This window comes from Nocardiopsis yanglingensis, assembly GCF_045809185.1.
Lineage (GTDB): Bacteria > Pseudomonadota > Gammaproteobacteria > Xanthomonadales > Xanthomonadaceae > Stenotrophomonas > Stenotrophomonas yanglingensis.
The window spans coordinates 1-25549 of record NZ_JBJNRH010000026.1 but is presented as its reverse complement, the minus strand read 5'-3'; the positions used below and the strand labels follow the sequence as shown (position 1 = coordinate 25549).

Here is a 25549-nt window from a genome sequence, read left to right as displayed (position 1 = left end):
CAAGATCCTGGCCAAGGCCCAGGAACGCGGCCTTGCCGTGCCGGACAACCCGACCGATTCGCAGGTCTGGGACCTGATCTTCCAGCCTGGCTTCTCCACCGCCGATGCGGTCACCGACCTGTCCGGCCGCGGCGTCGGCATGGACGTGGTCCGCCGCAACATCCAGGCGCTGGGTGGCGAAGTGCAGATCGAAAGCAGCCTTGGTACTGGCACGCGCACGCTGATCCGTCTGCCGCTGACCCTGGCCATCCTCGATGGCATGACCGTGGCGGTGGCCGGTGAAACCCTGATCCTGCCGCTGGCTTATGTGCTTGAAGCGTTGCAGCCGCAGGCCGAGGACATCCGCAGCATGGCCGGCGAAGGCCGCGTACTGCGCGTGCGCGGCGAATACCTGCCGATCCTGTCGCTGAGCGAGTACTACGGCTACGGCAACCGTGCACCCGGCAGCGAATCGCTGGTGGTGGTGGTCGAAGGTGATGGCCAGAAGATCGCGCTGGAAGTGGACGAGCTGGTCGGCCAGCAGCAGGTGGTGGTGAAGAACATCGAGAACAACTACCGCCGCATCGGCGGGGTATCCGGTGCCACCATCCTCGGCGACGGCCGCGTGGCCCTGATCGTCGACATCGGCGGGCTGGTGCGTTCACTGCGGATGCCGCAGGCCGCCTGACCCATACTGCATGCGTGTACTGAACCGCCGCCCTTCGGGGCGGCGGTTTTTGTTTGCGCGCGCCATTCCACCCCGGGTCAGATCCCTTTTCAGGGAAAAGGGATCTGACCCCCACCCCATCCGTGAACTCCGTCGGCACCGTGCTTGCGCATGCAACCACCTCATGCAAGCGAAAGCCCCGCCACTGCAGCACTTTCGCGTCGTCATCCCTACGCAACCGAATGTGATCTGCGTCCATAAAGTCCGCCCGCAGCACGCCGCTATCTCGCTTTGACGGCCGTCACCGAACCCCCACCGGGCACCCCCGTTCGCTCTGCAACCACCCCCAGCCGACGCACCGACGCCGGCACCCTGCCCACCTGGAGCACCCTGCATGAAGTGGTTCCAAGATCTGCCCATCGCCCGCAAGCTGGCCGTGGGGTTCACCCTCACCACGTTGATGACCCTGGTCCTCGGCGCCTTCGCCCTGTTGCGCCTGAGCGAGGCCAACAATCAGCTGGGCGAGATGGCCAGCAACGATATTCCGTCGGTCCAGCACCTGGGCGAAGCACGCTCGCAGCTGGGCGAGTTCCGCACCTACGAACTGGCCCTGCTGAGCATGCTCGACCAGCCGGAGAAGGTTGCCGACTACAACAAGCGCATGGACGACACCGCCAAGGCCGTGCATGACGAACTGGCCGCGTACTCGGCGCTGCCCGCACTGGAAAAGGAACGCGAACTCTATCGCGCGGCCAACGTGCAGCTGGAGCGCTATTTCGCCGCCAACAAGGCGATGCGCGAGGCCGTGGCCGCCGGCGATGGTGCCTTGGCGCAACAGATCTCCGACGAACAGTCGCGCCCGGCCCGTCGTGACCTGTTCGCCGCGATGAAGACCCTCGGCACCCACATCGCCGGCCTGATGGACGGCAAGATTGCCGCTGCCAATACCACCCACCGCACCAGCATGATCGCCATCATCGGCTGCATCGTGCTGCTTTCGCTGGTCGCAGCCGCGCTGGCCACGGTCATCTCGCGCGCCGTCACTGGCCCGCTGGGCAAGGCCGTGCATGCCATCCAGGCGGTTGCCCGCGGCGACCTCAGCGTCAGCACCCAGGCCACCAGCAAGGACGAAGCCGGCAAGATGCTGGCCGCCACGGCCGAGATGACCGCGATGCTTCGCCGTTTCAGCGAACAGACCCAGCTGATGGCACAGATGCACGCTGGCCCGGACATCAGCCACCGCATCCCGGAAGACTTCCCGGGCGTGTATGGCCAGCTGGCCGGGGGCATCAATACCGTGATCTTCGAGCACCTCGATGCGATCCGCGATGCCATCGACGTGCTCAACCAGTACGCCACCGGCAACCTCACCCCGGACGCACGTCGCCTGCCGGGCAGCCGCGCGATCCTGCACGAGTCGATGGATGCAGCCAAGGCCAGCCTGCTGGCCATCAACACGCAGATCCAGCAGCTGGCCTCGGCCGCCGCCGCCGGTGACTTCAGCCAGCGCGGTGATGCACAGCGTTTCGATCACGATTTCCGTGTGATGATCGAGCAGCTCAACAGCATGATGCAGGTGGCCGACGGCAACCTCGGCCAGCTCTCGCAGCTGCTGCAGTCGATCGCCGCTGGCGACCTGACCGCACGCATGGACGGCCAGTTCAACGGCGTGTTCGCACGCATGCGTGATGATGCCAACACCACCGTTGCACAGCTGACCCAGATCGTCGGCCAGATCCAGGCCAGCGCCGGCAGCATCACCCTGGCTGCCGGCGAGATCGCGTCGGGCAACAGCGACCTGTCGCGCCGTACCGAACAGCAGGCCGCCAACCTGGAAGAAACCGCCGCGTCGATGGAGGAACTGACCTCCACCGTGCGCCAGAACGCCGAACACGCCCGCCAGGCCAACCAGCTCGCCATCGGCGCGCATGGCGTCGCCTCGCAGGGCGGAGAGGTCGTCGGCCAGGTGGTCACCACCATGTCGGCCATCGAAGCCTCGTCGAAGAAGATCGCCGAGATCATCAGCGTCATCGACGGCATCGCCTTCCAGACCAACATCCTGGCACTGAATGCCGCGGTTGAGGCCGCGCGTGCCGGTGAACAGGGCCGCGGCTTCGCCGTGGTCGCCAGCGAAGTGCGTACCCTCGCCCAGCGCTCGGCTGCGGCCGCGAAGGAGATCAAGGGCCTGATCGACGACTCCGTCGGCAAGGTCGCCGAAGGCTCCAGCCTGGTGCACCAAGCCGGCAGCACCATGGGCGAGATCGTCGCCTCGGTGCAGCGCGTGACCGACATCATGGCCGAGATCTCCGCAGCCTCGCAGGAACAGTCGGCCGGCATCGAGCAGGTCAACCAGACCGTGGTGCAGATGGACGAAACCACCCAGCAGAACGCCGCGCTGGTGGAGGAAGCCACCGCCGCCGCGCGTGCAATGGAAGACCAGGCCGTGCAGCTGGGGGAAGCCGTGGCCCGCTTCCGGCTGGCATCACAGGGCGCCACCGTCGCGCCGACACGCCTGACCACCGCACCGCTGCCACGCCAGGTGGCGGCCGCCGCGCCGGTTGCCAGGCCCGCCCCTGCTCGTCCGCTGCGTGGGTCGGCGGCGCAGCCAGCACTGGCTGCGGACGGCGATTGGCAGGAGTTCTGACCTACGCGGAGGCATCCACGCAGAACCACGGGGTCAGATCCCTTTCCCGCGGGAAAGGGGTCTGACCCTTACGCGACCCTACACTCATGGAAAGTGATGCAATTCTCACTTCATAATCCGGCACAGTGGCCGATATCCCCATCGAGCCTCGCGCCAACGCGTGCTGGCGCCCGCCCCTGACCGTAGATTCCATGTCCGACGGCAACGACACTGCAGTGCATGATGTCCACGCGGCTGATGCCGCTGACGAACGTTTCCTGGTCCGCAATCCGCGCCAGCTGCGGCAGCTGCTGCGATCGCTGATCGACCAGCGATCACTGATCAATGCGCATATCGACGGCCGCGACCGCTCGTTCCCGACCGCGCTGCTTGAACTCGACGAGGACGACGACACCCTGCTGCTCGATGGCAGCCCGCAGGAGGCGTCCAACCGCGCCGCCGAACAGGCCGACCATCTGCTGTGCTTTGCCCAGCTCGAACGCGTGCTGGTGCGGTTCCGCCTGCAGGCACTGCAGCGCGTGGACAACGACGGCCACGTCGCCTTCCGTGCCCCTCTGCCGGACGAACTGGTCCATCTGCAACGACGTGAGATGTACCGGCTGGAGACGCCCGTCACCGATTCGCCCCAGTTGCTGATCCCCGCCGGCGAGAGCCGTGCCGAAGCGCTGTCGATGCGGGTGGTGGACATCAGCGGCGGCGGCCTGGCGGTAGCCGTGCCTACCGACTGCGCAGTGTTCAGCCTGCAGAAGCGCTACCCGGCGGTGCTGTCGCTGCCCGACGGCCCGGACCTGGAGATCGAGCTGGTCGTCTGCAACCTGCTGCCGCAGCGCCAACCCAACGGCATCGAGATCAAGCGCGTGGGCATGCGCTTCGACATCCTGCCCCGCGGCGCCGACAGCGCCATCCAGCGCTACATCTTCCGCATCGACCGCCAGCGCAAGGCGCGCCGCAACGGCGAGCTGTAAGGCCTCCCGACCGGTAGTGGGGGGGGGGGGGGGGGGCCCGGGGGCCCCCACTACCGCTTCCCGTATAGATCCACGCCATGCGTGGATGCCCCCACCCTCCCCGGTAGATCCACGCCATGCGTGGATGCCTTCCCCCGACACCTAAAGTCCCCAACCAAGGGGCCGATATCGAGCCTGACACCGGGACTTCCGGCAGAACCAGGACCCCTCGATGAACGACAAGACCAGCTCCACCGCCAACGCCGGTGGCGAATTCCTCAGCTTCACCCTCGGTGCCGAGCACTACGGCGTGGACATCCTCAAGGTGCAGGAAATCCGCGGCTACGACGCCGTCACCCGCGTGCCGGATGCCCCGGACTACATCAAGGGCGTGATCAACCTCCGCGGCACCATCGTGCCGGTCATCGACCTGCGACTGAAGCTGCGCCTGGACAACGCCCGCTACGACGCCTTCACCGTGATGATCGTGCTGAACGTGGACGACCGCGTGGTCGGCATCGTGGTCGACAGCGTCTCGGACGTGATCCCGCTGTCGGCCGAGCAGATCCGCCCGACCCCGGAATTCGGCGCCGCCGTCGATACCCGCTTCATCTCCGGCATCGGCACGCAGGACGACCGCATGCTGATCCTGCTCGACATCGAGACCCTGCTGGACAGCGCCGATATGGGTCAGGCCAACGTCGTTGAAGACGCCGCTGCCTGATCGAACGGACCTGCTTCACGTTCTGGTCACAAAACCCTTCAGTTCCCTCCGGCAGTGCCGATAGGGGGACAGAAGCCGGTCGCGCAGGAGCGCGCAGAACCGGAACGACCATCACCATCCCCGGAGATACACCTCGATGAAGTCCCTGCTTGCGTTCGTTTCGGCCGCTGTCCTGGCCACCACCGCTTCCGCCGCGTTCGCCCAGTCGGCCGACATGATCCCGCCGGAACTGGCCCCGCGCTCGGTCGGCAAGGACGGCATGGTCTGCGGCAAAGTTGAAAAGGCCCGCTACGCAGAAGGTTCCGAAGGCCAGCCGACCTTCCTGTACATGGGCGGCGCCTTCCCGCGCCACACCTTCTCGGCCCGCATCGCCGGCGAGAACCGCGGCAAGTTCTCCTTCCCGCTGGAAACCCTGGAAGGCAAGACCGTGTGCGTGATCGGCAAGATCCAGCGCGACGCCTCGCGCGCGGAAATCGAAGTCAGCTCGCCGGCCGGCCTGAAGCTGGCCAACATCAAGTAATCCGCTGTCCGTCGAACCACGCCGGACCTGGTGCCGGCGTGGTTTCTGCTGCAACCGGGCCCGATGCCCGGACGCGTCTGCCTTAGGAGCTCGCAACGCCCATGCCGTGGATCAACAACCTGAAACTGATGCCGAAGCTGCTGCTGACCTTCGGTGTCCTCCTGCTGGTGATGCTGCTGCAGGGCATCGTCGCCTATCGCGGCCTGCACTCGCTCAACAATGTCACCACCGAGTTGGCCGGTTCGCGCATGGAGAGCATCCGCATGGCCGGCGAGATGCGCGGCATGCTGGGTGAATATCGCAACGCCGCCTACCAGCAGCTGATCCGCGCCAGCGACGACGTCAAGGCCGATGCACGCAAGCAGACTGTCGAGCTGCGCGAGAGCATGGACAAGTCGATCAAGGGCTACCCGGCACTGGTCGACAACGCACAGCAGAAGAAGCTGTTCGACACCTTCGCAAAGGAGTGGAAGGACGCCCTGGCCTCCTATGACAGCGTCACCGAGATGCTGGAACTGGACCTGCCGGACGACGCCATCGATACCTTCGTCGGCGAGACCCGCACCAAGCACCGCAAGGCCGCATCGGCGCTGGAAGCGCTGATCGCCGAAGACAACCGCCTCGCCCGTGCCTCGCGCGAAGAGGCTGAATCCACCTATTCCGCCTCGGCCGTGCTGACTGTGATCGCCCTGCTGGGCGGCGCCGCGCTCGGCCTGGTGCTGGTCTGGCTGTTCGCCCGCGCCCTGGTCGGCAGCGTGCGCGGCGCCGTGTCGGTTGCCAACGACGTGGCCGGCGGCAAGCTCGATGGCCACATCGACGTCAGCCGCCAGGATGAAGTGGGCGAACTGATGCAGGCCATGCAGCGCATGCAGCGCGACCTGCGCGAGCGCATCGAAACCGACCAGGCCGTCGCCCGCGAGAACCTGCGCATCCGTACCGCGCTGGATTACAGCTCGACCGGCGTGTACCTGACCGACACCAGCAACACCATCGTTTACAGCAACCGCGCCCTGCAGCAGACCCTGAGCCAGTACCAGGACGAAGTCCGCCGCGATCTGCCGGACTTCGATGCGCAGGCTTCGCTGATCGGCAAGCCGGTCACCGTGCTCGAGCACCGCGGCGAGATGGACCAGACCCTGCTGGGCAACCTGAAGGCACACGGCGTCGCCCGTCGCCCGATGCAGTACGGCGATGCCCAGTTCGCCCAGGTGGTTTCGACCATCCGCAATGAAGGCGGCGACACCGTCGGCTACGTGGTGGAATGGCGCGACCGTACCCAGGAAGCGCAGGTGGAAGCCGAAGTGGCCCGCGTGATCGCCCAGGCTGCTGCCGGCGACCTGTCCGGCCGTATTGATTCCAGCGACAAGGAAGGCTTCTTCCTGCAGCTGGCCCAGCAGATCAACGGCCTGCTCGACGCCAACGCCGGCAGCATCGAGCAGATCTCCGGGCTGCTTGCCGCACTGTCGCAGGGCGACCTGACCGTGCGCATGCATGGCGACTACCAGGGCGTGTTCGCCCGCATGCGCGACGACGCCAACGCCACTGCCGCGCAGCTGAGCGAGATTGTTACCCGTATCAAGCAGTCCAGCCGTGCGATCAGCTCGGCCGCTGGCGAGATCGCATCGGGCAACAGTGACCTGTCGCGCCGCACCGAGCAGCAGGCCGCCAACCTGGAAGAAACCGCCGCCTCGATGGAGGAGCTGACCTCCACGGTGCGCCAGAACGCCGAGCACGCCCGCCAGGCCAACCAGCTCGCCATCGGCGCGCATGGCGTCGCCTCGCAGGGCGGTGAAGTGGTCGGCCAGGTGGTCACCACCATGTCGGCCATCGAAGCCTCGTCGAAGAAGATCGCCGAGATCATCTCGGTCATCGACGGCATCGCCTTCCAGACCAACATTCTGGCGTTGAACGCCGCAGTGGAAGCTGCGCGTGCCGGTGAACAGGGTCGTGGTTTCGCCGTGGTTGCCAGCGAAGTGCGCACCCTCGCCCAGCGTTCGGCCGCTGCCGCCAAGGAGATCAAGGGCCTGATCGACGACTCGGTCGGCAAGGTCAACGACGGCTCGGCGCTGGTACACAAGGCCGGCGCCACCATGGGCGAGATCGTCGCCTCTGTGCAGCGCGTGACCGACATCATGGCCGAGATCTCCGCAGCCTCGCAGGAGCAGAGCGCCGGCATCGAGCAGGTCAACCAGACCGTGGTGCAGATGGACGAAACCACCCAGCAGAACGCCGCGCTGGTGGAAGAAGCCACCGCCGCCGCACGTGCGATGGAAGAACAGGCCGGCCACCTCAGCGAAGCGGTGTCGATCTTCGTGGTCGACGAAGCCGAGACCGTGGCTGCCCCGCGCATCGCCGCTGCCCCGGCCCCGCGTGCTGCCGCACCTGCCGCGCCGGCCCCGGTCGCCCCGCCAGCCCGCCGCACCGCCGGTGGTCGCCCGATGGCCACCGAACTGGCCGACGGAGACTGGCAGGAGTTCTGATGCCTGCCTGACCTGACGCACGAGAACGCCCTGGCCCTGCGCTGGGGCGTTTTCGTTCTGCAGAATCCAGGCTCCTCAACTGCACGATGCCGTGCGCTCCGCTAACGCAACTCAAGCCTCTCATCGAAATCGAACTCGAGCTGCCTGGGCGCGCGGCAGGCACGGAATCGACGCCATGGCCTCAAGCCTTCCATGCTTATCGGTGGCGCTAGAACAAGCGCATGCTGCCATGCAGACACTTGGCTCGCGTATGCACAGCGACGATAGGTGTGGGAAATGGACAAGCGTAGAAAGCGAGCCAACGCGGACATACGGAAATCATGGTGCTCCAGCATCACCAGATAGATGCTGGCGACCGAGTAGTGCAACTCCCCCTCGGCCGGAGGAATCGGATCCGCTTCGCGGGCCTCCATTACGCTCAGCGGGTCATCTCCATCGGCGCTCAACCGTTCCAGCAAGGGATGGCTCCCTGCGTCGTCCCCCGGCGCATGATCCAAGCGCACGGCGTGCCGGACGTTCAGCTCGGTATAGCGCACAAGCCTCTGATAGAGATGGCTGATCAGCTGGCTTTGATCGTCGCGCTCCTTGAGATTCAGCGGTCGCCTGTCGGACTGCTCCCATGTGGCTACCAACAACCAGGCTTCACTGATCACATCATCTTCGCTGTACTCACCCCGCGTATGCCGCGCAATGCGCCTCAGATCGCCCTGTCGCTCCACCATGAACTCCGCAAATCCGTCCAATGCCTGCCCGCTCCACACTGTGGCCTCCCACAGTGGGCCGGGTGGCGGCCTCCGGCTATGAACGGAGTTGCAGATTTCTGAGGGCTGCCGGCGGTTGGATGACGATGGGCAGGCAACGGATGCTACGAATTCCTATCCACGCATGGCGTGGATCTACTGGATTACGCGCTACCGGACGCCCACGCCCGCCGCCGCTGCAAGGAAACCTGAATACGTTCGGACACCGCACCTCAATCCCCCGGCCCATCGGCCGATAACGGGGTTGTCACGGCGTGTCCCGCCGCTGACCGGCTCGGCGCCGCCCGCCCGCTTCGACCTGGTCCTGCTCGATGAATCTCATGCATCGCTGGCAACACTACTTCAGCAACCTCTCCGTCCGGCGCAAGCTCAACCTGCTGACGCTGCTCATCGCGCTCGGCGTGATCGCGCTCTCGGTGATCGCCGCCCGCATGCAGTACCTCGACCTGACCGAGACCCGCAAGACCGCGCTGAAGACCCAGGTCGAACTCAGCTACGGCATCCTCCAGCATTACCACCGCCTGGCCGGTACCGGCGAGCTCAGCGAGGACGCTGCCAAGAGCGCGGCGTTGCAGGCGCTGGAAGTGATGCGCGCCGAGAACGATGCCTACTACTTCAACATCTACGACACCGGCTACCGCCTGCTGATGCACCCGTTCCGCAAGGACCTGGTCGGCAAGGACATGAAGGACTTCCGCACCGACGACGGCGTACGCATCTACTACGACCAGGTCGAAGCGGCCAAGGCCGGAGGCGGCTTCGTCAACTATCGCTGGGCCAAGCCCGGCAGCAAGGGCGAGGTCGAGAAGGTGGCCTACGCCGGCCTGTTCGCGCCCTGGAACTGGGTGGTCAGCAGTGGCGTCTACATGGACGACGTGCAGAAGCAGGCGCTGGTGTTCACCGCCATCATGGCCGTCTCCGGTGGCGTGCTGGTGCTGATCGTGCTGGCCCTGAGCTGGCTCATCGGCAACCGCATCGCCGTGCCGCTGAAGCAGGCAACGGCCGTCGCCGAGGGTATCGCCCGCGGCAAGCTGGACAGCCACATCGGCCCGCAGCCGCATGACGAGACCGGCCGCCTGCTGGACGCCATGTCGGGCATGCAGCAGCAGCTGCACGCGGTGATCAGCGGCCAGCGCGAGATGGCGCGCCGCCACGACGGCGGCGAACTGAGTTACCGCATCGACGCCAGCGCCTTCCCCGGCGAGTACGGGCTGATGGTGCAGGAAACCAACGCCCTGGTTGGCGGCCACGTGCAGACCCTGCACGACGTGCTGGACGTGGTGCAGCAATACGCGGTCGGTGATCTCAGCCGCGACATCGCACGCTATCCCGGCGAGAAGGCCGCGATGACCACCACCGTCGACACGGTCAAGGCCAACCTCGGCCGCATCAATGCCGAGATCAAGCAGCTGGCCAGTGCCGCCGCTGCCGGCGACTTCAGCCGTCGTGGCGATGCGCAGCGCTTCGATCACGATTTCCGCCTGATGCTGGAAAACCTCAACGCGATGATGGCGGTCAGCGATGACAACCTCGGCAAGCTCTCGCAGCTGCTGTCGGCCATCGCCGAAGGCGACTTGACCGCGCGCATGCACGGCGACTACCAGGGCGTGTTCGCGCGCATGCGGGACGACGCCAACACCACCGTCGCGCAGCTGACCCAGATCGTCGGCCAGATCCAGGCCAGTGCCTCCAGCATCACCCTGGCCGCCGGTGAGATCGCTTCGGGCAACAGCGACCTGTCGCGCCGCACCGAACAGCAGGCCGCCAATCTGGAAGAAACCGCCGCGTCGATGGAGGAGCTGACCTCCACCGTGCGCCAGAACGCCGAGCACGCCCGCCAGGCCAACCAGCTCGCCATCGGCGCGCAGGGTGTGGCCTCGCAGGGTGGCAGCGTGGTCGGCCAGGTGGTCACCACCATGTCGGCCATCGAAGCCTCCTCGAAGAAGATCGCCGAGATCATCAGCGTCATCGATGGCATCGCCTTCCAGACCAACATCCTGGCCTTGAACGCCGCGGTGGAGGCTGCGCGTGCCGGTGAACAGGGTCGCGGCTTCGCCGTGGTCGCCAGTGAAGTGCGCACCCTCGCCCAGCGCTCGGCCGCCGCTGCGAAGGAGATCAAGGGCCTGATCGATGACTCGGTCGGCAAGGTCGCCGAAGGCTCCAGCCTGGTCCACCAGGCCGGCAGCACCATGGGCGAGATCGTCGCCTCGGTGCAGCGCGTGACCGACATCATGGCCGAGATCTCCGCGGCCTCGCAGGAGCAGTCGGCCGGCATCGAGCAGGTCAACCAGACCGTGGTGCAGATGGACGAAACCACCCAGCAGAACGCTGCGCTGGTGGAAGAAGCCACCGCTGCCGCGCGCGCGATGGAAGAACAGGCTGGCCAGCTGGCCGACGCCGTGGCGATCTTCCGCCTGGACAACCAGGTCTCCGCCGCCGTGAAGGCCGTGGCCGCACGCGTGGAACCGGCCCGTGTCACCACCGTGGCACGTCCACAGCCGGCCAGCACGCCCACCCCGGTCCGCCGCAGCAGCAACGCCAGCACCTTCGTCGCCAGCGACAGCGACTGGCAGGAATTCTGAGACCCACCCGCGGCGGCTTCGGCCGCCGCCTCTGCCGATGGACACGTCCCCCGTGCAAAGTCCTACTCCCATCGTCACCGGCCCGCGCGAATTCGAGTTCGCCGACCGTGATTTCCGCCGCGTCTGCGACCTGATCTACCAGCGCGTGGGCATCGCCCTCGCCCCGGCAAAGCGCGACATGGTCTATGGCCGCCTGTCGCGCCGCCTGCGCACGCTGGGCATGCGCAGCTTCCAGCAGTATCTGGACCATCTGGAGCAGGAAGACGGCGACGAGTGGCAGGCGTTCACCAACGCGCTGACCACCAACCTGACCTCGTTCTTCCGTGAGCCGCACCACTTCGACAAGCTGCGCGAGGAGCTGCAACAGCGCTCCAGCCGCACGCCGCTGCTGCTGTGGTCGTGCGCGGCGTCCACCGGCGAAGAGCCCTACTCGATGGCGATCACCGCCTGCGAGGCCTTCGGTACCCTCAAGCCACCGGTACGCATCATCGCCACCGACGTCGATACCCAGGTGCTGGCCACCGCCGGCCGTGGCGTCTACAACATCGATCGCGTCACCAGCCTCGATCCGGACCTGCGCCGGCGCTACTTCCAGCGCGGCAGCGGCCCCAACGAGGGCCAGTGCCGCGTGTTGCCGGCGCTGCGCGAGTTGATCGAGTTCCGCCCATTGAACCTGCTCGCCCCGCGCTACGACGTCGGCGGCCCGTTCGACGCGCTGTTCTGCCGCAACGTGATGATCTACTTCGACAAGCCGACCCAGCGCGCGATCCTGGGCCGGCTGGTGCAGCACCTGTCCGACGATGGCCTGCTCTACACCGGCCACTCGGAGAACTACCTGCACGCCGCCGACCTGATCCAGCCCTGCGGGCGCACCCTGTACCGCCGTGCGGCAAGGGCCGGCGCATGAACGCCTCGCTGCGTACCGATGATGTGATGCGTTACCAGGACGCGCGCTTCAAGACCATTGCGGCCAAGCTGTTGCCGACCCAGTACCTGGTGGTCGACGACACCACCGCGCTGACCACCACGCTGGGCTCCTGCGTGGCCGCCTGCCTGCGCGACCCGGTGCTGAAGATCGGCGGCATGAACCATTTCCTGCTGCCCGAGGGCAATGCCGGCGACGGCGCACCTGCGCGCTATGGCAGCTACGCGATGGAACTGCTGATCAACGACATGCTCAAGCGTGGCGCGCACCGCAAGCGCATCGAGGCCAAGGTGTTCGGCGGCGCCAACGTACTCAAGGGCTTCACCAGCAATCCGGTCGGCACCCGCAACGCCGAGTTCGTGCGCCAGTACCTGCAGGCCGAGCACATTCCGATCATCGCCGAGGACCTGTGCGGCATCCATCCGCGCAAGATCTGGTTCTTCGCCGATACCGGCCGGGTGGTGGTGCAGCGCCTGCCGCATGCACACGAAGCCGAAGTGGCCGCGACCGAATCGGCCGTGCGGGCACGCCTGTCCAAGGCCCCGGTCACCGGCGGCGTGGAGCTGTTCGAATGACCCTGACCGGCAACGCCCCCTGCCGGGTCCTGATCGTCGACGACTCCGCCGTCGTACGCCAGATGCTCACCGAGATCCTGTCCAGCGATCCGTCCATCGACGTGGTCGGCACCGCCGCCGACCCGCTGCTGGCGCGCGAGAAGATCAAGCGCCTGGCCCCGGACGTGATCACGCTGGACGTGGAAATGCCGCGCATGGACGGGCTGGCGTTCCTGGAAAACCTGATGCGCCTGCACCCGCTGCCGGTGGTGATGATCTCCTCGCTGACCGAACGCGGCGCCGACACCACCCTGCAGGCACTGGCGCTGGGCGCGGTGGATTTCGTCTCCAAGCCGAAGCTGGACGTGGCGCGCGGCCTGCAGGCCTACGCCGACGAGATCATCGCCAAGGTCAAGATGGCGGCGCGCTCGCGGGTGCGTCCGCTGGTGCGCGCTGCCGCACCGAAGCTCCTGCTGGAAGCCGCTCCTGCGATGCGCCCCGCCGCGCCGCAGTTCCGCACCACCGACCGCCTGATCGCGATCGGCTCGTCAGCCGGTGGCACCGAGGCCCTGCGCGTGGTGTTGGAAGGAATGCCCGCCGATGGCCCGGCCGTGGTGATGACCCAGCACCTGCCGGCCAGCTTCAGCAGCGCCTTCGCCGAACGCCTGGACCGCCACTCGGCAATGGCCGTACGCGAGGCCAGCGACGGCGAAGCGGTGCTGCCCGGCCACGCCTACCTTCCGCCCGGCGGCAAGCACCTGCGGATCATCCGCGACGGTGCGCGCTGGCGCTGCCGCGTCGACGACGGCCCTGCGGTTAACCGGCACAAGCCCGCGGTGGACGTGCTGTTCCGCTCGGTCGCGCAGAACGCCGGCGGCAACGCCATCGGCGCCATCCTCACCGGCATGGGCGATGACGGCGCACGCGGCCTGCTGGAGATGCGTCAGGCCGGCGCCCCGACGCTGGTGCAGGACGAGGCCACCAGTGTGGTCTGGGGCATGCCCGGTGCCGCCTTCAAGCTCGGCGCTGCCGAAGAGCAGGTGCCGCTGGAGCGGATTGCCGAGCGGTTGCTGGCCCTGGCCCGCGGCTGATTGCGTGCCCCCGCTCAAGGGCGCGCGCGCAGTAGATCCACGCCATGCGTGGATGCCTTTGTAGAGTCGAGCCGCGCTCGACTCATCGCGCATCGCACGAACAGCAGCCAAGCATGGACTCGGCGCTACAGGCCATCAGGCAACAAAAAAAGGCGCCGGCTTTCACCGGGGGGTTCTTCGTTTCAACGCGCTACCCGCATGTGTGCTTTGATAGCGGTATTGCACAAGGAATGCTGCACATGATCAAAGGCATGGAAGGCCGCCCTGGCGGCCGTACTGCTTTCATTGCCACTGGCACCCGCCAGCGCCAGTGGCGATCTGTTCTACTTCGAGGCCAAGCAGGGTGATGTGTTCTTCATGCTGATGCTGGTGGGTCGCGAAGACCCCGGCGCGGTAAGCGTCAGCTGGAAAGGCGCGTCGATCCCGCCGTACCCCAACGTGCATCGCCGCTACTACATCGAATTCAACCGCGCAAAGCGCGAGGCCTATGTGCGTCCACATAGCCGTGATGGATTGCCCTGGTTCGAGATGGATGTTTCCGGTGAGCGCGGCAACGTGCTGATCGGCGGCCGTCGGTTGCAGGGCAACGCAGACTGGACCGTGCAATAGCGGATGCAGCAGACAAAAACCCCGGCTTTCACCGGGGGTTCTTCGTTTCAACGGGATGCCGGCCAGCGGCCGGCACTACCCTCAGGCAGCGACCGTCTTGGCCACGTCCTGGTATTCCTCGATCTGGTCGAAGTTCATGTAGCGGTAGATCTCCGCGCCGCTGGCAGCGATCACGCCCACATCGGCCATGTACTCTTCCTTGGTCGGGATGCGGCCCAGACGCGAGCAGATCGCGGCCAGTTCGGCCGAACCCAGGTACACGTTGGTGTTGCGGCCCAGGCGGTTCGGGAAGTTGCGGGTCGAGGTCGACATCGCGGTGGAACCTTCACGGATCTGCGCCTGGTTGCCCATGCACAGCGAGCAGCCCGGCATTTCCATGCGTGCGCCCGTAGCGCCGAAGGTGCCGTACACGCCTTCCTTGGTCAGCTCCGAGGCATCCATCTTGGTCGGCGGGGCCACCCACAGGCGGGTCGGCAGGTCACGCTTGCCTTCCAGTAGCTTGGCAGCCGCACGGAAGTGACCGATGTTGGTCATGCACGAACCGATGAACACTTCGTCGATCTTGGCGCCGGCCACTTCGGACAGGGTCTTCACGTCGTCCGGGTCGTTCGGGCAAGCCACGATCGGCTCGTGGATGTCGGCCAGGTCGATCTCGATGACGGCGGCGTACTCGGCGTCGGCATCCGGCTCCAGCAGCTCCGGGTTGGCCAGCCACGCTTCCATCTTCTCGATACGGCGCTGCAGCGAGCGCGGATCCTGGTAACCCTCGGCAATCATCCACTTCAGCAGAGTGATGTTGCTGTTGAGGTACTCGATGATCGGCTCCTTGTTCAGGCGCACCGAGCAGCCGGCCGCCGAACGCTCGGCCGAGGCGTCGGACAGTTCGAACGCCTGTTCGACCTTCAGTTCCGGCAGGCCTTCGATTTCCAGGATGCGACCGGAGAAGATGTTCTTCTTGCCAGCCTTGGCCACAGTCAGCAGGCCCGACTTGATCGCGTACAGCGGGATCGCGTTGACCAGGTCACGCAGAGTCACGCCCGGCTGCATCTTGCCCTTGAAGCGCACCAGCACCGACTCCGGCATGTCCAGCGGCATCACGCCGGTAGCAGCGGCGAAGGCCACCAGGCCCGAACCGGCCGGGAACGAAATGCCCACCGGGAAACGGGTGTGCGAGTCACCACCGGTACCGACGGTGTCCGGCAGCAGCATGCGGTTGAGCCAGCTGTGGATCACGCCGTCGCCCGGGCGCAGCGAGACGCCGCCACGGGTGGAGATGAACTCCGGCAGGGTATGGTGGGTCTTCACGTCCACCGGCTTCGGATAGGCGGCGGTGTGACAGAACGACTGCATCACCAGGTCGGCCGAGAAACCCAGGCAGGCCAGGTCCTTCAGCTCGTCACGGGTCATCGGGCCGGTGGTGTCCTGCGAGCCGACCGAAGTCATCTTCGGTTCGCAGTAGGTACCCGGGCGCATGCCCTGGCCTTCAGGCAGGCCACAGGCGCGGCCGACCATCTTCTGCGCCAGCGAGAAGCCCTTGCCGGTATCGACCGGCTGCACCGGCAGGCGGAACAGGTCGGTCGGGGCCAGGCCCAGCGCTTCGCGCGCCTTGCCGGTCAGGCCACGGCCGATGATCAGCGGAATGCGGCCACCGGCGCGCACTTCGTCGAACAGCACTTCGGACTTGACCTGGAACTCGGCGATCACTTCACCGTTCTTCAGCGCCTTGCCTTCGTACGGACGCAGCTCGACCACATCGCCGTGCTCCATCTTCGACACGTCCAGCTCGATCGGCAGTGCACCGGCATCTTCCATGGTGTTGTAGAAGATCGGAGCGATCTTCGAACCCAGGCAGACGCCACCGGCGCGCTTGTTCGGGATGAACGGAATGTCATCGCCGGTCCACCACAGCACGCTGTTGGTGGCCGACTTGCGCGAGGAACCGGTGCCGACCACGTCGCCGACGTAGGCAACCAGGTGGCCCTTGTCCTTCAGGTCGAGGATCTGCTGGATCGGGCCGCGCTTGCCGTCCTCTTCCGGGGTGAACGGCGCGTCGTCGCGCTTGTTCTTCAGCATCGCCAGGGCGTGCATCGGAATGTCCGGGCGGGTGGTCGCGTCCGGCGCCGGCGAAAGGTCGTCGGTGTTGGTCTCGCCCGGCACCTTGAACACGGTGACGGTCAGGCTCTGCGGCACTTCCGGGTTGCTGGTGAACCACTCGGCATCGGCCCAGCTCTGCAGCACGGCCTGGGCGTTGGCATTGCCGGCCTTGGCCTTTTCCTGCACATCATGGAAGGCATCGAACACCAGCAGGGTCTTCTTCAGACCGTTGGCGGCGATGGTGCCGACGCTGGCGTCGTCCAGCAGCTGTACCAGCGGGGCAACGTTGTAACCGCCGAGCATGGTGCCCAGCAGTTCGGTGGCGCGCTCACGGCTGATCAGCGGGTTCTGCTCGCTGCCCAGGGCGATCGCCGCCAGGTACGAGGCTTTGACTTTGGCAGCATCGTCGACGCCGGCCGGCACGCGGTGGGTCAGCAGGTCGAGCAGGAACTCGGCCTCGCCCTGCGGCGGGTTCTTCAGCAGTTCGATGACATCGGCCGTCTGCTGCGCGCTCAGCGGCAGCGGCGGGATGCCAAGCGCAGCGCGCTCGGCGACGTGGTGGCGGTAGGCTTCCAACATGACAACTCCCGGGTAATGCGTAGGTTGAAAAAACAAAGTGGGCTCAGGCTTGCGGCACGATCAGCTTCAGGCCCTTGAAGTAGTCGCGGTAAAACGTATCGTTCCAGGTGATCAGGCCGTCGCACTGCAGCAGTGCGTGAGCGCCGACCATGAATTCGTCCAGGCTGCGGCGGCTGCCGCTGCGCTGGCGGTGGCGGCGGTGCATCTCGCCGGCGCGCAGCGCCGACTTGGCTTCCATCGGGTTGAAATGCACGCCCATTTCTTCCAGTGCTTCGAGCACCTCAGCGCCGCCGCGCAGCGATGCGCAGACCTCGGCCAGGGTCGCACCGCAGACCACCACGCGGCCACCGACCAGGCTCTGCCGGAGGATGGCTTCCACGGCATCGGCCTGCGGACCATTGCTGAGCAGCTCGACCAGCACCGGTGAATCGACGGCGATCATCACGGCTTATTCCTCGTCACGCACCGCGCGTACCGCTGCGTCGGACGATTCGAAACCGTCCAGCGCGAACTTGCCGCGCGCCCGTGAAATGGCATCGTCAACACTCTTGCGCAGGATGATGCGGCTGCCGTCCAGCTCGACCTTCAGCAGCGTGCCCTTGGTCAGGCCGAGGGCATCACGCACCGCCTTGGGCAGGGTGATCTGTCCGCGCTCTGCAACAGTGGCTTCCATGGGTAGGCCCTCCAGAGTATGCACAAATTATACATACTTCCCCGGGCATACTTCCACCCTGAACAGGACCGGCACCCCGCCAGCCCTTGCCTCGCAAAGGATCGGCCACAAACGTGACATACGCCATACACCGTCCCCTGTAGTCTGGAACCGATGCCGCAGGCCGGAACCCGGCCCGGATGAATCCATTCAGTCTGGGGTTCATACTGGGACCACCGGGGCCGCCAGGCCCGCGGCGACCGCAAGCAGGTCCGCCCATGCGCGGGCCACTGCAAGCCATCCGCAAGAAGGAGTTACCCCGCATGAGCGATTCGTTCTCCACCCGCAGCCAGCTGAACGTCGGCGGCAAGACCTACGACTACTTCAGCCTGCCCACGCTGGGCCAGCGCTTCGATATCTCCCACCTGCCCTACTCGATGAAGATCCTGCTGGAGAACCTGCTCCGGCACGAGGACGGCGGCATCACCGTCGGCAAGGACCACATCGAAGCCGTGGCCCGCTGGAACCCGGCGGCCGAGCCGGACACCGAAATCGCCTTCATGCCAGCGCGCGTGGTCCTGCAGGACTTCACCGGCGTGCCCTGCGTGGTCGACCTGGCCGCGATGCGTGACGCGGTGGTCAAGCTTGGCGGCTCACCTGAGCAGATCAACCCGCAGATTCCCTCCGAACTGGTCATCGACCACTCGGTGCAGGTCGATGTGTTCGGCAAGCCGGACGCACTGGACCTCAACGGCAAGATCGAATTCCAGCGCAACCAGGAACGCTACGGCTTCCTGCGCTGGGGCCAGAAGGCCTTCGACAACTTCAAGGTGGTGCCGCCGAACACCGGCATCGTCCACCAGGTGAACCTGGAGAACCTGGCCCGCGTGGTGATGACCGCCGACAAGGACGGCAAGGCCGTTGCGTATCCGGACACGGTGTTCGGCACCGACAGCCACACCACCATGATCAACGGCATCGGCGTGCTGGGCTGGGGCGTGGGCGGCATCGAAGCGGAGGCGGCCATGCTTGGCCAGCCGTCGTCGATGCTGATCCCGCAGGTGGTCGGCTTCAAGCTGACCGGCAAGCTGCCCGAGGGCGCCACCGCCACCGACCTGGTGCTGACCGTCACCCAGATGCTGCGCAAGCTGGGCGTGGTCGGCAAGTTCGTCGAGTTCTACGGTGACGGCCTGCAGCACCTGCCGCTGGCCGACCGCGCCACCATCGGCAACATGGCCCCGGAATACGGCGCCACCTGCGGCATCTTCCCGATCGACGCCGAATCGTTGAACTACCTGCGCCTGTCCGGCCGCAGCGAAGAGCAGATCGATCTGGTCGAAGCCTATGCCAAGGCGCAGGGCCTGTGGCACGAGCCGGGCAGCCCGCACGCGCAGTACAGCACCACGCTGGAACTGGACATGGGCACGGTGAAGCCGTCGCTGGCCGGCCCGAAGCGTCCGCAGGACCGCGTGCTGCTGGAAGACGTGCAGAAGAACTACCGCGAAGCACTGGTCGGCCTGACCACCAACCGCGACAAGCGCAGCGATGACGTCTCCTCGTTCGTCAACGAAGGCGGTGGCGCCGCGGTCGGCAACGAGCAGCTGGCCAAGGGCTACGCCGACATCGAAACCGAAGGCCGCAAGGTCCGCCTGAAAGATGGTGCAGTGGTCATCGCTGCCATCACCTCGTGCACCAACACCTCCAACCCGGCGGTGATGATCGGTGCCGGCCTGCTGGCCCGCAACGCGGCCGCCAAGGGCCTGAACCGCCAGCCGTGGGTGAAGACCTCGCTCGGCCCGGGCTCGCGCGTGGTCACCGACTATCTGGAAAAGGCCGGCGTACTGAAGGAACTGGAGAAGATCGGCTTCTACGTGGTCGGCTACGGCTGCACCACCTGCATCGGCAACTCCGGCCCGCTGCCGACCGAAGTCAGCGCTGGCATCGCCACCGGCGATCTGGTCGTCACCTCGGTACTGTCCGGCAACCGCAACTTCGAGGGCCGCGTGCATCCCGAAGTAAAGATGAACTACCTGGCCAGTCCGCCGCTGGTGGTGGCCTACGCCATCGCCGGCACCACCGACATCGACCTGACCACCCAGCCGCTGGGTACCGGCAGTGATGGCCAGCCGGTGTTCCTGCGCGACATCTGGCCGAGCAACAAGGAAATCGGCGACGTCATCGCTGCCACCATCGGCCCGGAGATGTTCAAGCAGAACTACGCCGATGTGTTCAAGGGTGATACCCGCTGGAACACCATCGCTTCGCCGGACGGCAATCTGTACGAGTGGAGCGATGCCTCCACCTACATCAAGAACCCGCCGTACTTCGATGGCATGACCATGCAGACCGGCAGCATCGACGACGTGCACGGTGCGCGCGTGATGGGCCTGTTCGGCGACTCGATCACCACCGACCACATCTCCCCGGCCGGCAACATCAAGAAGGACTCGCCGGCAGGCCGCTTCCTGCAGGAGCGCGGCGTGCAGCCGGCCGACTTCAACAGCTACGGCAGCCGCCGCGGCAACGATGACGTGATGGTCCGCGGCACCTTCGCCAACATCCGCATCAAGAACCTGATGTTCGGTGGCGAGGAAGGCGGCAACACCCTGTACTACCCCGCCGGTGGTGGCCAGCCGGAGAAGCTGGCGATCTACGATGCGGCCATGAAGTACAAGGCCGACAAGGTGCCGCTGGTGGTGCTGGCCGGCAAGGAATATGGCACCGGTTCGTCGCGCGACTGGGCCGCCAAGGGCACCCTGCTGCTGGGGGTGAAGGCGGTCATCGCCGAGAGCTTCGAGCGCATCCACCGCTCCAACCTGGTCGGCATGGGCGTGCTGCCGCTGCAGTTCCGCAACGGCGAGAACGCGCAGTCTCTGGGCCTGGACGGCTCGGAAGTGATCGACATCACCGGCCTGCAGGACGGTGCCAGCAAGCGCGCCACGGTCACCGCGACCAAGGCCGATGGCACCAGGAAGACCTTCGAAGTCTCGGTGATGCTGCTGACCCCGAAGGAAGTCGAGTACTTCCGTCATGGCGGCCTGCTGCAGTACGTGCTGCGCCAGCTAGCAGGTCGCTGAACCGTCCTGCGGTACCAGAGGGCGGAAGCCCGGCCCCCGCGCCAGCGCGGGGGCGCTGCGGGGACGCGCGAACCAGTGGTTCGCAAGCGCGCCTCCTCGCCCACCACGGCGGCCTGCTGCAGTACGTACTGCGCCAGTTGGCCAGCAAGTAACGGCGCGGCTGCGCCCGATTGAGGAAAGGGCCGGATCCTTGCGGATCCGGCCCTTTGCGTTTGCGATGCCCTCTGTAGAGCCGAGCCTGCGCTCGGCTGCTTCTGCGCCAACAGCAGCCGAGCATGGGCTCGGCTCTACAGACGCGGTGCGTCCGGGTCGGTGCGCAGCGCCTTCAGCAGACCCCACATGTAGAACGCCAGCGTGAACGAGAACGGCAGGCCGCACAGCACCACTGCGGTCTGCATCGCGCTGAAATTACCAGCCAGCAGCAGGCCGACGCTGGCCACGGTGATGCCGGCCGCCCAGAACACGCGCAGCCAGATCGGCGCGTCATGGCCATCTTCCACGCCATCGTCAACGCGACGGGTGCACAGGTTGGCGATCATCAGCGTGCCCGAATCGACCGGGGTCAGGAACAGCACGAAGCCGATCACCACCGCGGCACCGGCCACGTACGGCGCGCCGGGCAGGTATTCCAGCAGCTTGAACAGCGTCATCGCCGCATCGTGCTGGGCCACGTCACCCAGGATCGCCTGGCCATGGTTGAGCACCAGGTCGATGGCGGTGTTGCCAAAGATCGACAGCCAGGCCAGGGTGAAGCCGAGCGGGATCAGCAGCACGCCCATGATCACTTCGCGGATGGTGCGGCCACGCGAAATGCGCGCCACGAAAAGGCCGACGAACGGCGCCCAGGCGATCCACCACGCCCAGTAGAACAGCGTCCACGAGCCCATCCACTCACGACCCTTCGGGTCGTTGAGGTACATGTCGAAACTCTTGCGCACGAACGCGCCGAGGTAGTCGCCAGTGTTCTGGATCAGGCCGTCGAACAGGTGCAGGGTCGGGCCGGTGATCAGCACGAACAGCAGCAGGCCGCACAGCAGGCGCACATTGAGGTTGGAGAGCCAGGCAATGCCCTTTTCCACACCGGCGACCACACCGATGGTGGCCACCACCATCATCACCAGCACGATCGCCACCAGCACCTGCGGCGTATCCGGGATGTGGAACAGGTAGACCAGGCCAGACTGCACCACCAACGCGCCGATGCCGAGGTTGGTCACCATCGAGATCAGCGTGGCCAGGATGCCAAAGCCATCCACCATGTCGCCGATGCGGCCGTGGATGCGCTCACCGAAAATCGGGTACAGCGCCGAGCGCAGCGCCAGCGGCAGGTCGCGGCGGTAGGCGAAGTAGCCCAGTGCCACGCCGACCAGCGCGTACAGCGCCCAGCCGTGCAGACCCCAGTGCAGGAAGGTCAGCACCATCGCTTCGCGGCCGGCGGCCACGGTTCCGCCGGGCTGCCCGGGCGGATGCAGGAAATGGTCCAGCGGCTCGTAGGCACCGTAGTACAGCAGCGCGATGCCGATGCCGGCCGAGAACAGCATCGAGACCCAGGCGACGTAGCCGAAGGCCGGTGATTCCTCGTTGTGGCCCAGGCGGATGCGGCCATACGGCGAGAACGCCAGCCACAGCACGAAGCCCAGGCACAGCACGATCAGCAGCATGTACCACCAGCCGAACGCGGCCGACACTTCGGCCTGCGCCCATTGCAGCCAGTGCTCGCTGCCTTCGGGATAGAGAACGGTGAGCAGCCCGAGGATGCCGATCGACACCGAGGAGCTGAAGAAGACAAAACGGTTCAAGCGCAGGGGCGAACGCTTGGGATGAGCCAGGGAAGACATGGGGTCGTCTCATCAAGTCCGAGGGAGCACATGGGCGGGGCCGGACCGGTAAACCGGGCCCATGGCGTGGGGCGCGAGCGCATCCTAGGGTTTATTGATTGAACGTTCAATCAATAAAAAGCATAATGGCGGGCAGCCCGATCCTTCGGGTCGCAATCCGTGGAGAGACAATGCCGAAGAAAGGCGTGGAACCGGTACGGCGCGAGCAGCTGATCCGGGCCACTTTCCAGACCATCGACGAGATCGGCATGGCCGATGCGACCGTCGCCACCATCGCGAAGAAGGCCGGGCTGTCCAGCGGCATCGTCGCCCACTACTTCGGCGACAAGGACGGCCTGCTCAATGCTGCAATGCGGCAGATCCTGCGCGAGCTGAAGGACGCGGTCGCCCGTTACCGCGCCGACGCCAGCGACGACCCGCGCGAGCAGCTGCGCGCCATCGTCGATGGCAACTTCGACGACAGCCAGATCAACGGCACCGCCATGCGTGTCTGGCTCACCTTCTGGGCCGCCAGCATGCACCAGCCGGAACTGGCCCGGCTGCAGCGCGCCAACGACCAGCGCCTGTTCTCCAACCTGTGCCACCAGTTCAACCGCCTGCTGCCCCACCCGCAGGCCCGCCTGGCCGCCCGCGGCCTGGCCGCGATGATCGACGGCCTGTGGCTGCGCGGCAGCCTGGTCGGCGGCCAGTTCAATGCCGAGAAGTCCCGGCGCATCGCTTACGGCTATATCGACTTCCAGTTGCAGGCTGTCGCGCTATAAGCGCTTCAGCACCCGCCCCCTTCCAAGGAGTACGCCCCATGACCACCCTGCCCGTCCAACAGCTCTACATCCACGGCCAGCGCGTCGATGCCACCAGCGGCAAGACCTTCAAATCCGTCAACCCGGCCACCGGTGAAGTGATCGCTGAAGTGCAGGTCGCCAGCCAGGCCGACGTCGAGCGCGCCGTGCAGAGCGCAGCCGAAGGCCAGAAGGTGTGGGCCGCGATGACCGCCATGGAGCGTTCGCGCATCCTGCGCCGCGCCGTCGAGATCCTGCGCGAGCGCAACGACGAACTGGCGCACCTGGAAACCCTGGACACCGGCAAGGCACTGGCCGAAACCACCACCGTGGACATCGTCACCGGCGCCGACGTGGTCGAGTACTACGCCGGCCTGGCCACCGCCATCGAAGGCATCCAGCTGCCGCTGCGCGAGTCGAGCTTCTTCTACACCCGCCGCGAGCCGCTGGGCGTGGTCGCCGGCATCGGTGCCTGGAACTACCCGATCCAGATCGCCATGTGGAAGTCGGCCCCGGCCCTGGCCGCTGGCAACGCCATGGTATTCAAGCCGTCGGAAGTGACCCCGCTGACCGCGATCCGGCTGGCCGAGATCTACACCGAAGCCGGCGTGCCGGCCGGCGTGTTCAATGTCGTGCAGGGTCCGGGCCGCGAGATCGGCCAGTGGCTGACCGAGCACCCGGTGATCGAGAAGATCTCCTTCACCGGCGGCGTCGCCACCGGCAAGAAGGTCATGGCCAGCGCCGCGTCCTCGTCACTGAAGGAGGTGACCATGGAACTGGGCGGCAAGTCGCCGCTGGTGATCTGCGATGACGCCGATCTGGACCGCGCCGCCGACATCGCGGTGATGGCCAACTTCTTCAGCTCCGGCCAGGTCTGCACCAACGGCACCCGCGTGTTCGTGCCGCGCAGCATGCTGGCCGCGTTCGAAGCCGCGGTGGTCGAGCGCGTCAAGCGCATCCGCATCGGCGACCCGATGGCCGCCGAGACCAACTTCGGTCCGCTGACCAGCTTCCCGCACATGGAAAACGTGCTGCGCTACATCGAAAGCGGCAAGGCCGAAGGCGCCCGCCTGCTGACCGGCGGCGGCCGTGCCACCGAAGGCGCGCTGGCCAATGGCGCCTACGTGCTGCCGACCGTGTTCTCCGACTGCCGCGATGACATGACCATCGTCAAGGAAGAGATCTTCGGGCCGGTGATGAGCATCCTTGCCTACGACGACGAAGACGAAGTGGTGCGTCGTGCCAACGACACCACCTTCGGCCTCGCCGCCGGCGTGGTCAGTAAGGACGTCAGCCGCGCCCACCGCATCATCCACCGCCTGGAAGCCGGCATCTGCTGGATCAACACCTGGGGCGAATCGCCGGCCGAAATGCCGGTCGGCGGCTACAAGGAATCCGGCGTCGGCCGCGAGAACGGCCTCTCCACCCTCGGCCACTACACCCGCATCAAGTCGGTGCAGGTGGAGCTGGGCGACTACGCCAGCGTGTTCTGATCGGCGCGCCCTGAGCGCGCACCTTCGTCCGGCCACCGCGCCGATCCGACATTCCGCCGGGACGCCTGCATGCAGCGCGCCCCGGCCTGCAGGAGACACCCATGAGCACCCATAACGAGTACGACTACATCATCATCGGCGCCGGTTCGGCCGGCAACGTGCTGGCCACCCGCCTCACCGAAGATGCCGATGTCAGCGTGCTGCTGCTGGAAGCCGGTGGCCCGGACTACCGGCTCGACTTCCGCACCCAGATGCCAGCGGCGCTGGCCTTCCCGCTGCAGGGCAAGCGCTACAACTGGGCGTACAAGACCGATCCCGAGCCCTTCATGAACAACCGCCGCATGGACTGCGGCCGCGGCAAGGGCCTGGGCGGCTCGTCGCTGATCAACGGCATGTGCTACATCCGCGGCAACGCGATGGACTACGACAACTGGGCCAGCATGCCGGGCCTGGAAGACTGGACCTATCTGGACTGCCTGCCGTACTTCCGCAAGGCGGAAACCCGTGACATCGGCCCCAACGACTACCACGGTGGCGAAGGCCCGCTGCGCGTGACC

Annotated in this window: 20 protein-coding genes; 15 read left to right on the top strand and 5 right to left on the bottom strand. The window is 66.3% G+C overall.

The window, feature by feature from the left end:
• From ACJ7C5_RS20690 to ACJ7C5_RS20665, 6 genes are all read left to right on the top strand, one after another.
• A partial coding sequence (locus ACJ7C5_RS20690; protein WP_412704925.1) for a chemotaxis protein CheA occupies positions 1-667 on the top strand: 667 nt, incomplete at its 5' end.
• Positions 668-1040: 373 nt separating this feature from the next.
• Positions 1041-3290, top strand: a complete 2250-nt coding sequence (locus tag ACJ7C5_RS20685) for a methyl-accepting chemotaxis protein (protein ID WP_412703310.1) — start codon at positions 1041-1043, stop codon at positions 3288-3290.
• 191 nt (positions 3291-3481) lie between these two features.
• Positions 3482-4255 carry a flagellar brake protein gene (locus ACJ7C5_RS20680; RefSeq protein ID WP_088028335.1) on the top strand — a complete coding sequence of 258 codons (774 nt, stop codon included), beginning with the start codon at positions 3482-3484 and terminating at the stop codon, positions 4253-4255.
• A gap of 211 nt (positions 4256-4466) precedes the next feature.
• A complete protein-coding gene (locus ACJ7C5_RS20675; RefSeq protein ID WP_412704671.1) occupies positions 4467-4958 on the top strand; it encodes a chemotaxis protein CheW in 492 nt (163 codons plus the stop codon).
• A 136-nt stretch (positions 4959-5094) separates the two neighbouring features.
• Positions 5095-5478, top strand: a complete 384-nt coding sequence (locus ACJ7C5_RS20670; protein ID WP_010482470.1) for a hypothetical protein — start codon at positions 5095-5097, stop codon at positions 5476-5478.
• Between the two features lie 101 nt (positions 5479-5579).
• Complete coding sequence (locus tag ACJ7C5_RS20665) at positions 5580-7958, top strand: methyl-accepting chemotaxis protein (RefSeq protein ID WP_412704672.1); 2379 nt, start codon at positions 5580-5582, stop codon at positions 7956-7958.
• Between the two features lie 101 nt (positions 7959-8059).
• On the opposite strand, the gene ACJ7C5_RS20660 is transcribed toward ACJ7C5_RS20665, so the two are convergent.
• Positions 8060-8680: a hypothetical protein gene (locus ACJ7C5_RS20660; RefSeq protein ID WP_412704673.1), complete on the bottom strand. Its 621-nt coding sequence runs from the start codon at positions 8678-8680 to the stop codon at positions 8060-8062.
• 359 nt (positions 8681-9039) lie between these two features.
• Here ACJ7C5_RS20660 and ACJ7C5_RS20655 point away from each other — a divergent pair, with 359 nt between their 5' ends.
• From ACJ7C5_RS20655 to ACJ7C5_RS20635, 5 genes are all read left to right on the top strand, one after another.
• Positions 9040-11301 carry a methyl-accepting chemotaxis protein gene (locus ACJ7C5_RS20655; protein WP_412704674.1) on the top strand — a complete coding sequence of 754 codons (2262 nt, stop codon included), beginning with the start codon at positions 9040-9042 and terminating at the stop codon, positions 11299-11301.
• 52 nt (positions 11302-11353) lie between these two features.
• Positions 11354-12208: a CheR family methyltransferase gene (locus ACJ7C5_RS20650; protein WP_412704675.1), complete on the top strand. Its 855-nt coding sequence runs from the start codon at positions 11354-11356 to the stop codon at positions 12206-12208.
• Positions 12205-12801, top strand: a complete 597-nt coding sequence (gene cheD / locus ACJ7C5_RS20645; RefSeq protein ID WP_008264676.1) for a chemoreceptor glutamine deamidase CheD — start codon at positions 12205-12207, stop codon at positions 12799-12801. Before ACJ7C5_RS20650 ends, cheD begins: the two co-directional genes overlap by 4 nt.
• A complete protein-coding gene (locus tag ACJ7C5_RS20640; RefSeq protein ID WP_197617249.1) occupies positions 12798-13871 on the top strand; it encodes a protein-glutamate methylesterase/protein-glutamine glutaminase in 1074 nt (357 codons plus the stop codon). Before cheD ends, ACJ7C5_RS20640 begins: the two co-directional genes overlap by 4 nt.
• A 285-nt stretch (positions 13872-14156) precedes the next feature.
• Positions 14157-14480, top strand: a complete 324-nt coding sequence (locus tag ACJ7C5_RS20635; RefSeq protein WP_412704676.1) for a hypothetical protein — start codon at positions 14157-14159, stop codon at positions 14478-14480.
• Positions 14481-14561: 81 nt separating this feature from the next.
• Here ACJ7C5_RS20635 and acnB read toward each other — a convergent pair whose 3' ends face one another.
• Genes acnB through ACJ7C5_RS20620 form a run of 3 tightly spaced genes read right to left on the bottom strand, consistent with a single transcriptional unit; the run spans position 14562 to position 17826 of the window.
• Positions 14562-17153: a bifunctional aconitate hydratase 2/2-methylisocitrate dehydratase gene (acnB, locus tag ACJ7C5_RS20630; protein ID WP_412704677.1), complete on the bottom strand. Its 2592-nt coding sequence runs from the start codon at positions 17151-17153 to the stop codon at positions 14562-14564.
• Positions 17154-17196: 43 nt separating this feature from the next.
• Positions 17197-17595: a type II toxin-antitoxin system VapC family toxin gene (locus ACJ7C5_RS20625; protein WP_008267153.1), complete on the bottom strand. Its 399-nt coding sequence runs from the start codon at positions 17593-17595 to the stop codon at positions 17197-17199.
• 6 nt (positions 17596-17601) lie between these two features.
• Positions 17602-17826, bottom strand: a complete 225-nt coding sequence (locus ACJ7C5_RS20620) for an AbrB/MazE/SpoVT family DNA-binding domain-containing protein (protein WP_005409505.1) — start codon at positions 17824-17826, stop codon at positions 17602-17604.
• A 302-nt stretch (positions 17827-18128) separates the two neighbouring features.
• On the opposite strand from ACJ7C5_RS20620, the gene acnA reads away from it, so the two are divergent.
• Complete coding sequence (gene acnA, locus ACJ7C5_RS20615; RefSeq protein ID WP_412704678.1) at positions 18129-20882, top strand: aconitate hydratase AcnA; 2754 nt, start codon at positions 18129-18131, stop codon at positions 20880-20882.
• 287 nt (positions 20883-21169) lie between these two features.
• Here acnA and ACJ7C5_RS20610 read toward each other — a convergent pair whose 3' ends face one another.
• Entirely contained in the window at positions 21170-22720 is a 1551-nt protein-coding gene (locus tag ACJ7C5_RS20610) for a BCCT family transporter (protein WP_412704679.1), read from the bottom strand.
• 170 nt (positions 22721-22890) lie between these two features.
• On the opposite strand from ACJ7C5_RS20610, the gene betI reads away from it, so the two are divergent.
• The 3 genes from betI to ACJ7C5_RS20595 form a co-directional block, all read left to right on the top strand.
• Complete coding sequence (betI, locus tag ACJ7C5_RS20605) at positions 22891-23481, top strand: transcriptional regulator BetI (protein ID WP_005409501.1); 591 nt, start codon at positions 22891-22893, stop codon at positions 23479-23481.
• A 38-nt stretch (positions 23482-23519) separates the two neighbouring features.
• Positions 23520-24992, top strand: a complete 1473-nt coding sequence (gene betB, locus ACJ7C5_RS20600; RefSeq protein WP_412704680.1) for a betaine-aldehyde dehydrogenase — start codon at positions 23520-23522, stop codon at positions 24990-24992.
• Between the two features lie 101 nt (positions 24993-25093).
• On the top strand, positions 25094-25549 hold a 456-nt coding region (locus tag ACJ7C5_RS20595), incomplete at its 3' end, for a GMC family oxidoreductase N-terminal domain-containing protein (RefSeq protein WP_412704924.1).

Bases quoted from the DNA above. Each gene is read 5' to 3' on its own strand.
- ACJ7C5_RS20685 (WP_412703310.1), top strand. From the start codon at position 1,041: ATGAAGTGGTTCCAAGATCTGCCCATCGCCCGCAAGCTGGCCGTGGGG.
- ACJ7C5_RS20680 (WP_088028335.1), top strand. From the start codon at position 3,482: ATGTCCGACGGCAACGACACTGCAGTGCATGATGTCCACGCGGCTGAT.
- ACJ7C5_RS20675 (WP_412704671.1), top strand. From the start codon at position 4,467: ATGAACGACAAGACCAGCTCCACCGCCAACGCCGGTGGCGAATTCCTC.
- ACJ7C5_RS20670 (WP_010482470.1), top strand. From the start codon at position 5,095: ATGAAGTCCCTGCTTGCGTTCGTTTCGGCCGCTGTCCTGGCCACCACC.
- ACJ7C5_RS20665 (WP_412704672.1), top strand. From the start codon at position 5,580: ATGCCGTGGATCAACAACCTGAAACTGATGCCGAAGCTGCTGCTGACC.
- ACJ7C5_RS20660 (WP_412704673.1), bottom strand. From the start codon at position 8,680: ATGGTGGAGCGACAGGGCGATCTGAGGCGCATTGCGCGGCATACGCGG.
- ACJ7C5_RS20655 (WP_412704674.1), top strand. From the start codon at position 9,040: ATGCATCGCTGGCAACACTACTTCAGCAACCTCTCCGTCCGGCGCAAG.
- cheD (WP_008264676.1), top strand. From the start codon at position 12,205: ATGAACGCCTCGCTGCGTACCGATGATGTGATGCGTTACCAGGACGCG.
- ACJ7C5_RS20640 (WP_197617249.1), top strand. From the start codon at position 12,798: ATGACCCTGACCGGCAACGCCCCCTGCCGGGTCCTGATCGTCGACGAC.
- acnB (WP_412704677.1), bottom strand. From the start codon at position 17,153: ATGTTGGAAGCCTACCGCCACCACGTCGCCGAGCGCGCTGCGCTTGGC.
- ACJ7C5_RS20625 (WP_008267153.1), bottom strand. From the start codon at position 17,595: ATGATCGCCGTCGATTCACCGGTGCTGGTCGAGCTGCTCAGCAATGGT.
- ACJ7C5_RS20620 (WP_005409505.1), bottom strand. From the start codon at position 17,826: ATGGAAGCCACTGTTGCAGAGCGCGGACAGATCACCCTGCCCAAGGCG.
- acnA (WP_412704678.1), top strand. From the start codon at position 18,129: ATGAGCGATTCGTTCTCCACCCGCAGCCAGCTGAACGTCGGCGGCAAG.
- ACJ7C5_RS20610 (WP_412704679.1), bottom strand. From the start codon at position 22,720: ATGTCTTCCCTGGCTCATCCCAAGCGTTCGCCCCTGCGCTTGAACCGT.
- betI (WP_005409501.1), top strand. From the start codon at position 22,891: ATGCCGAAGAAAGGCGTGGAACCGGTACGGCGCGAGCAGCTGATCCGG.
- betB (WP_412704680.1), top strand. From the start codon at position 23,520: ATGACCACCCTGCCCGTCCAACAGCTCTACATCCACGGCCAGCGCGTC.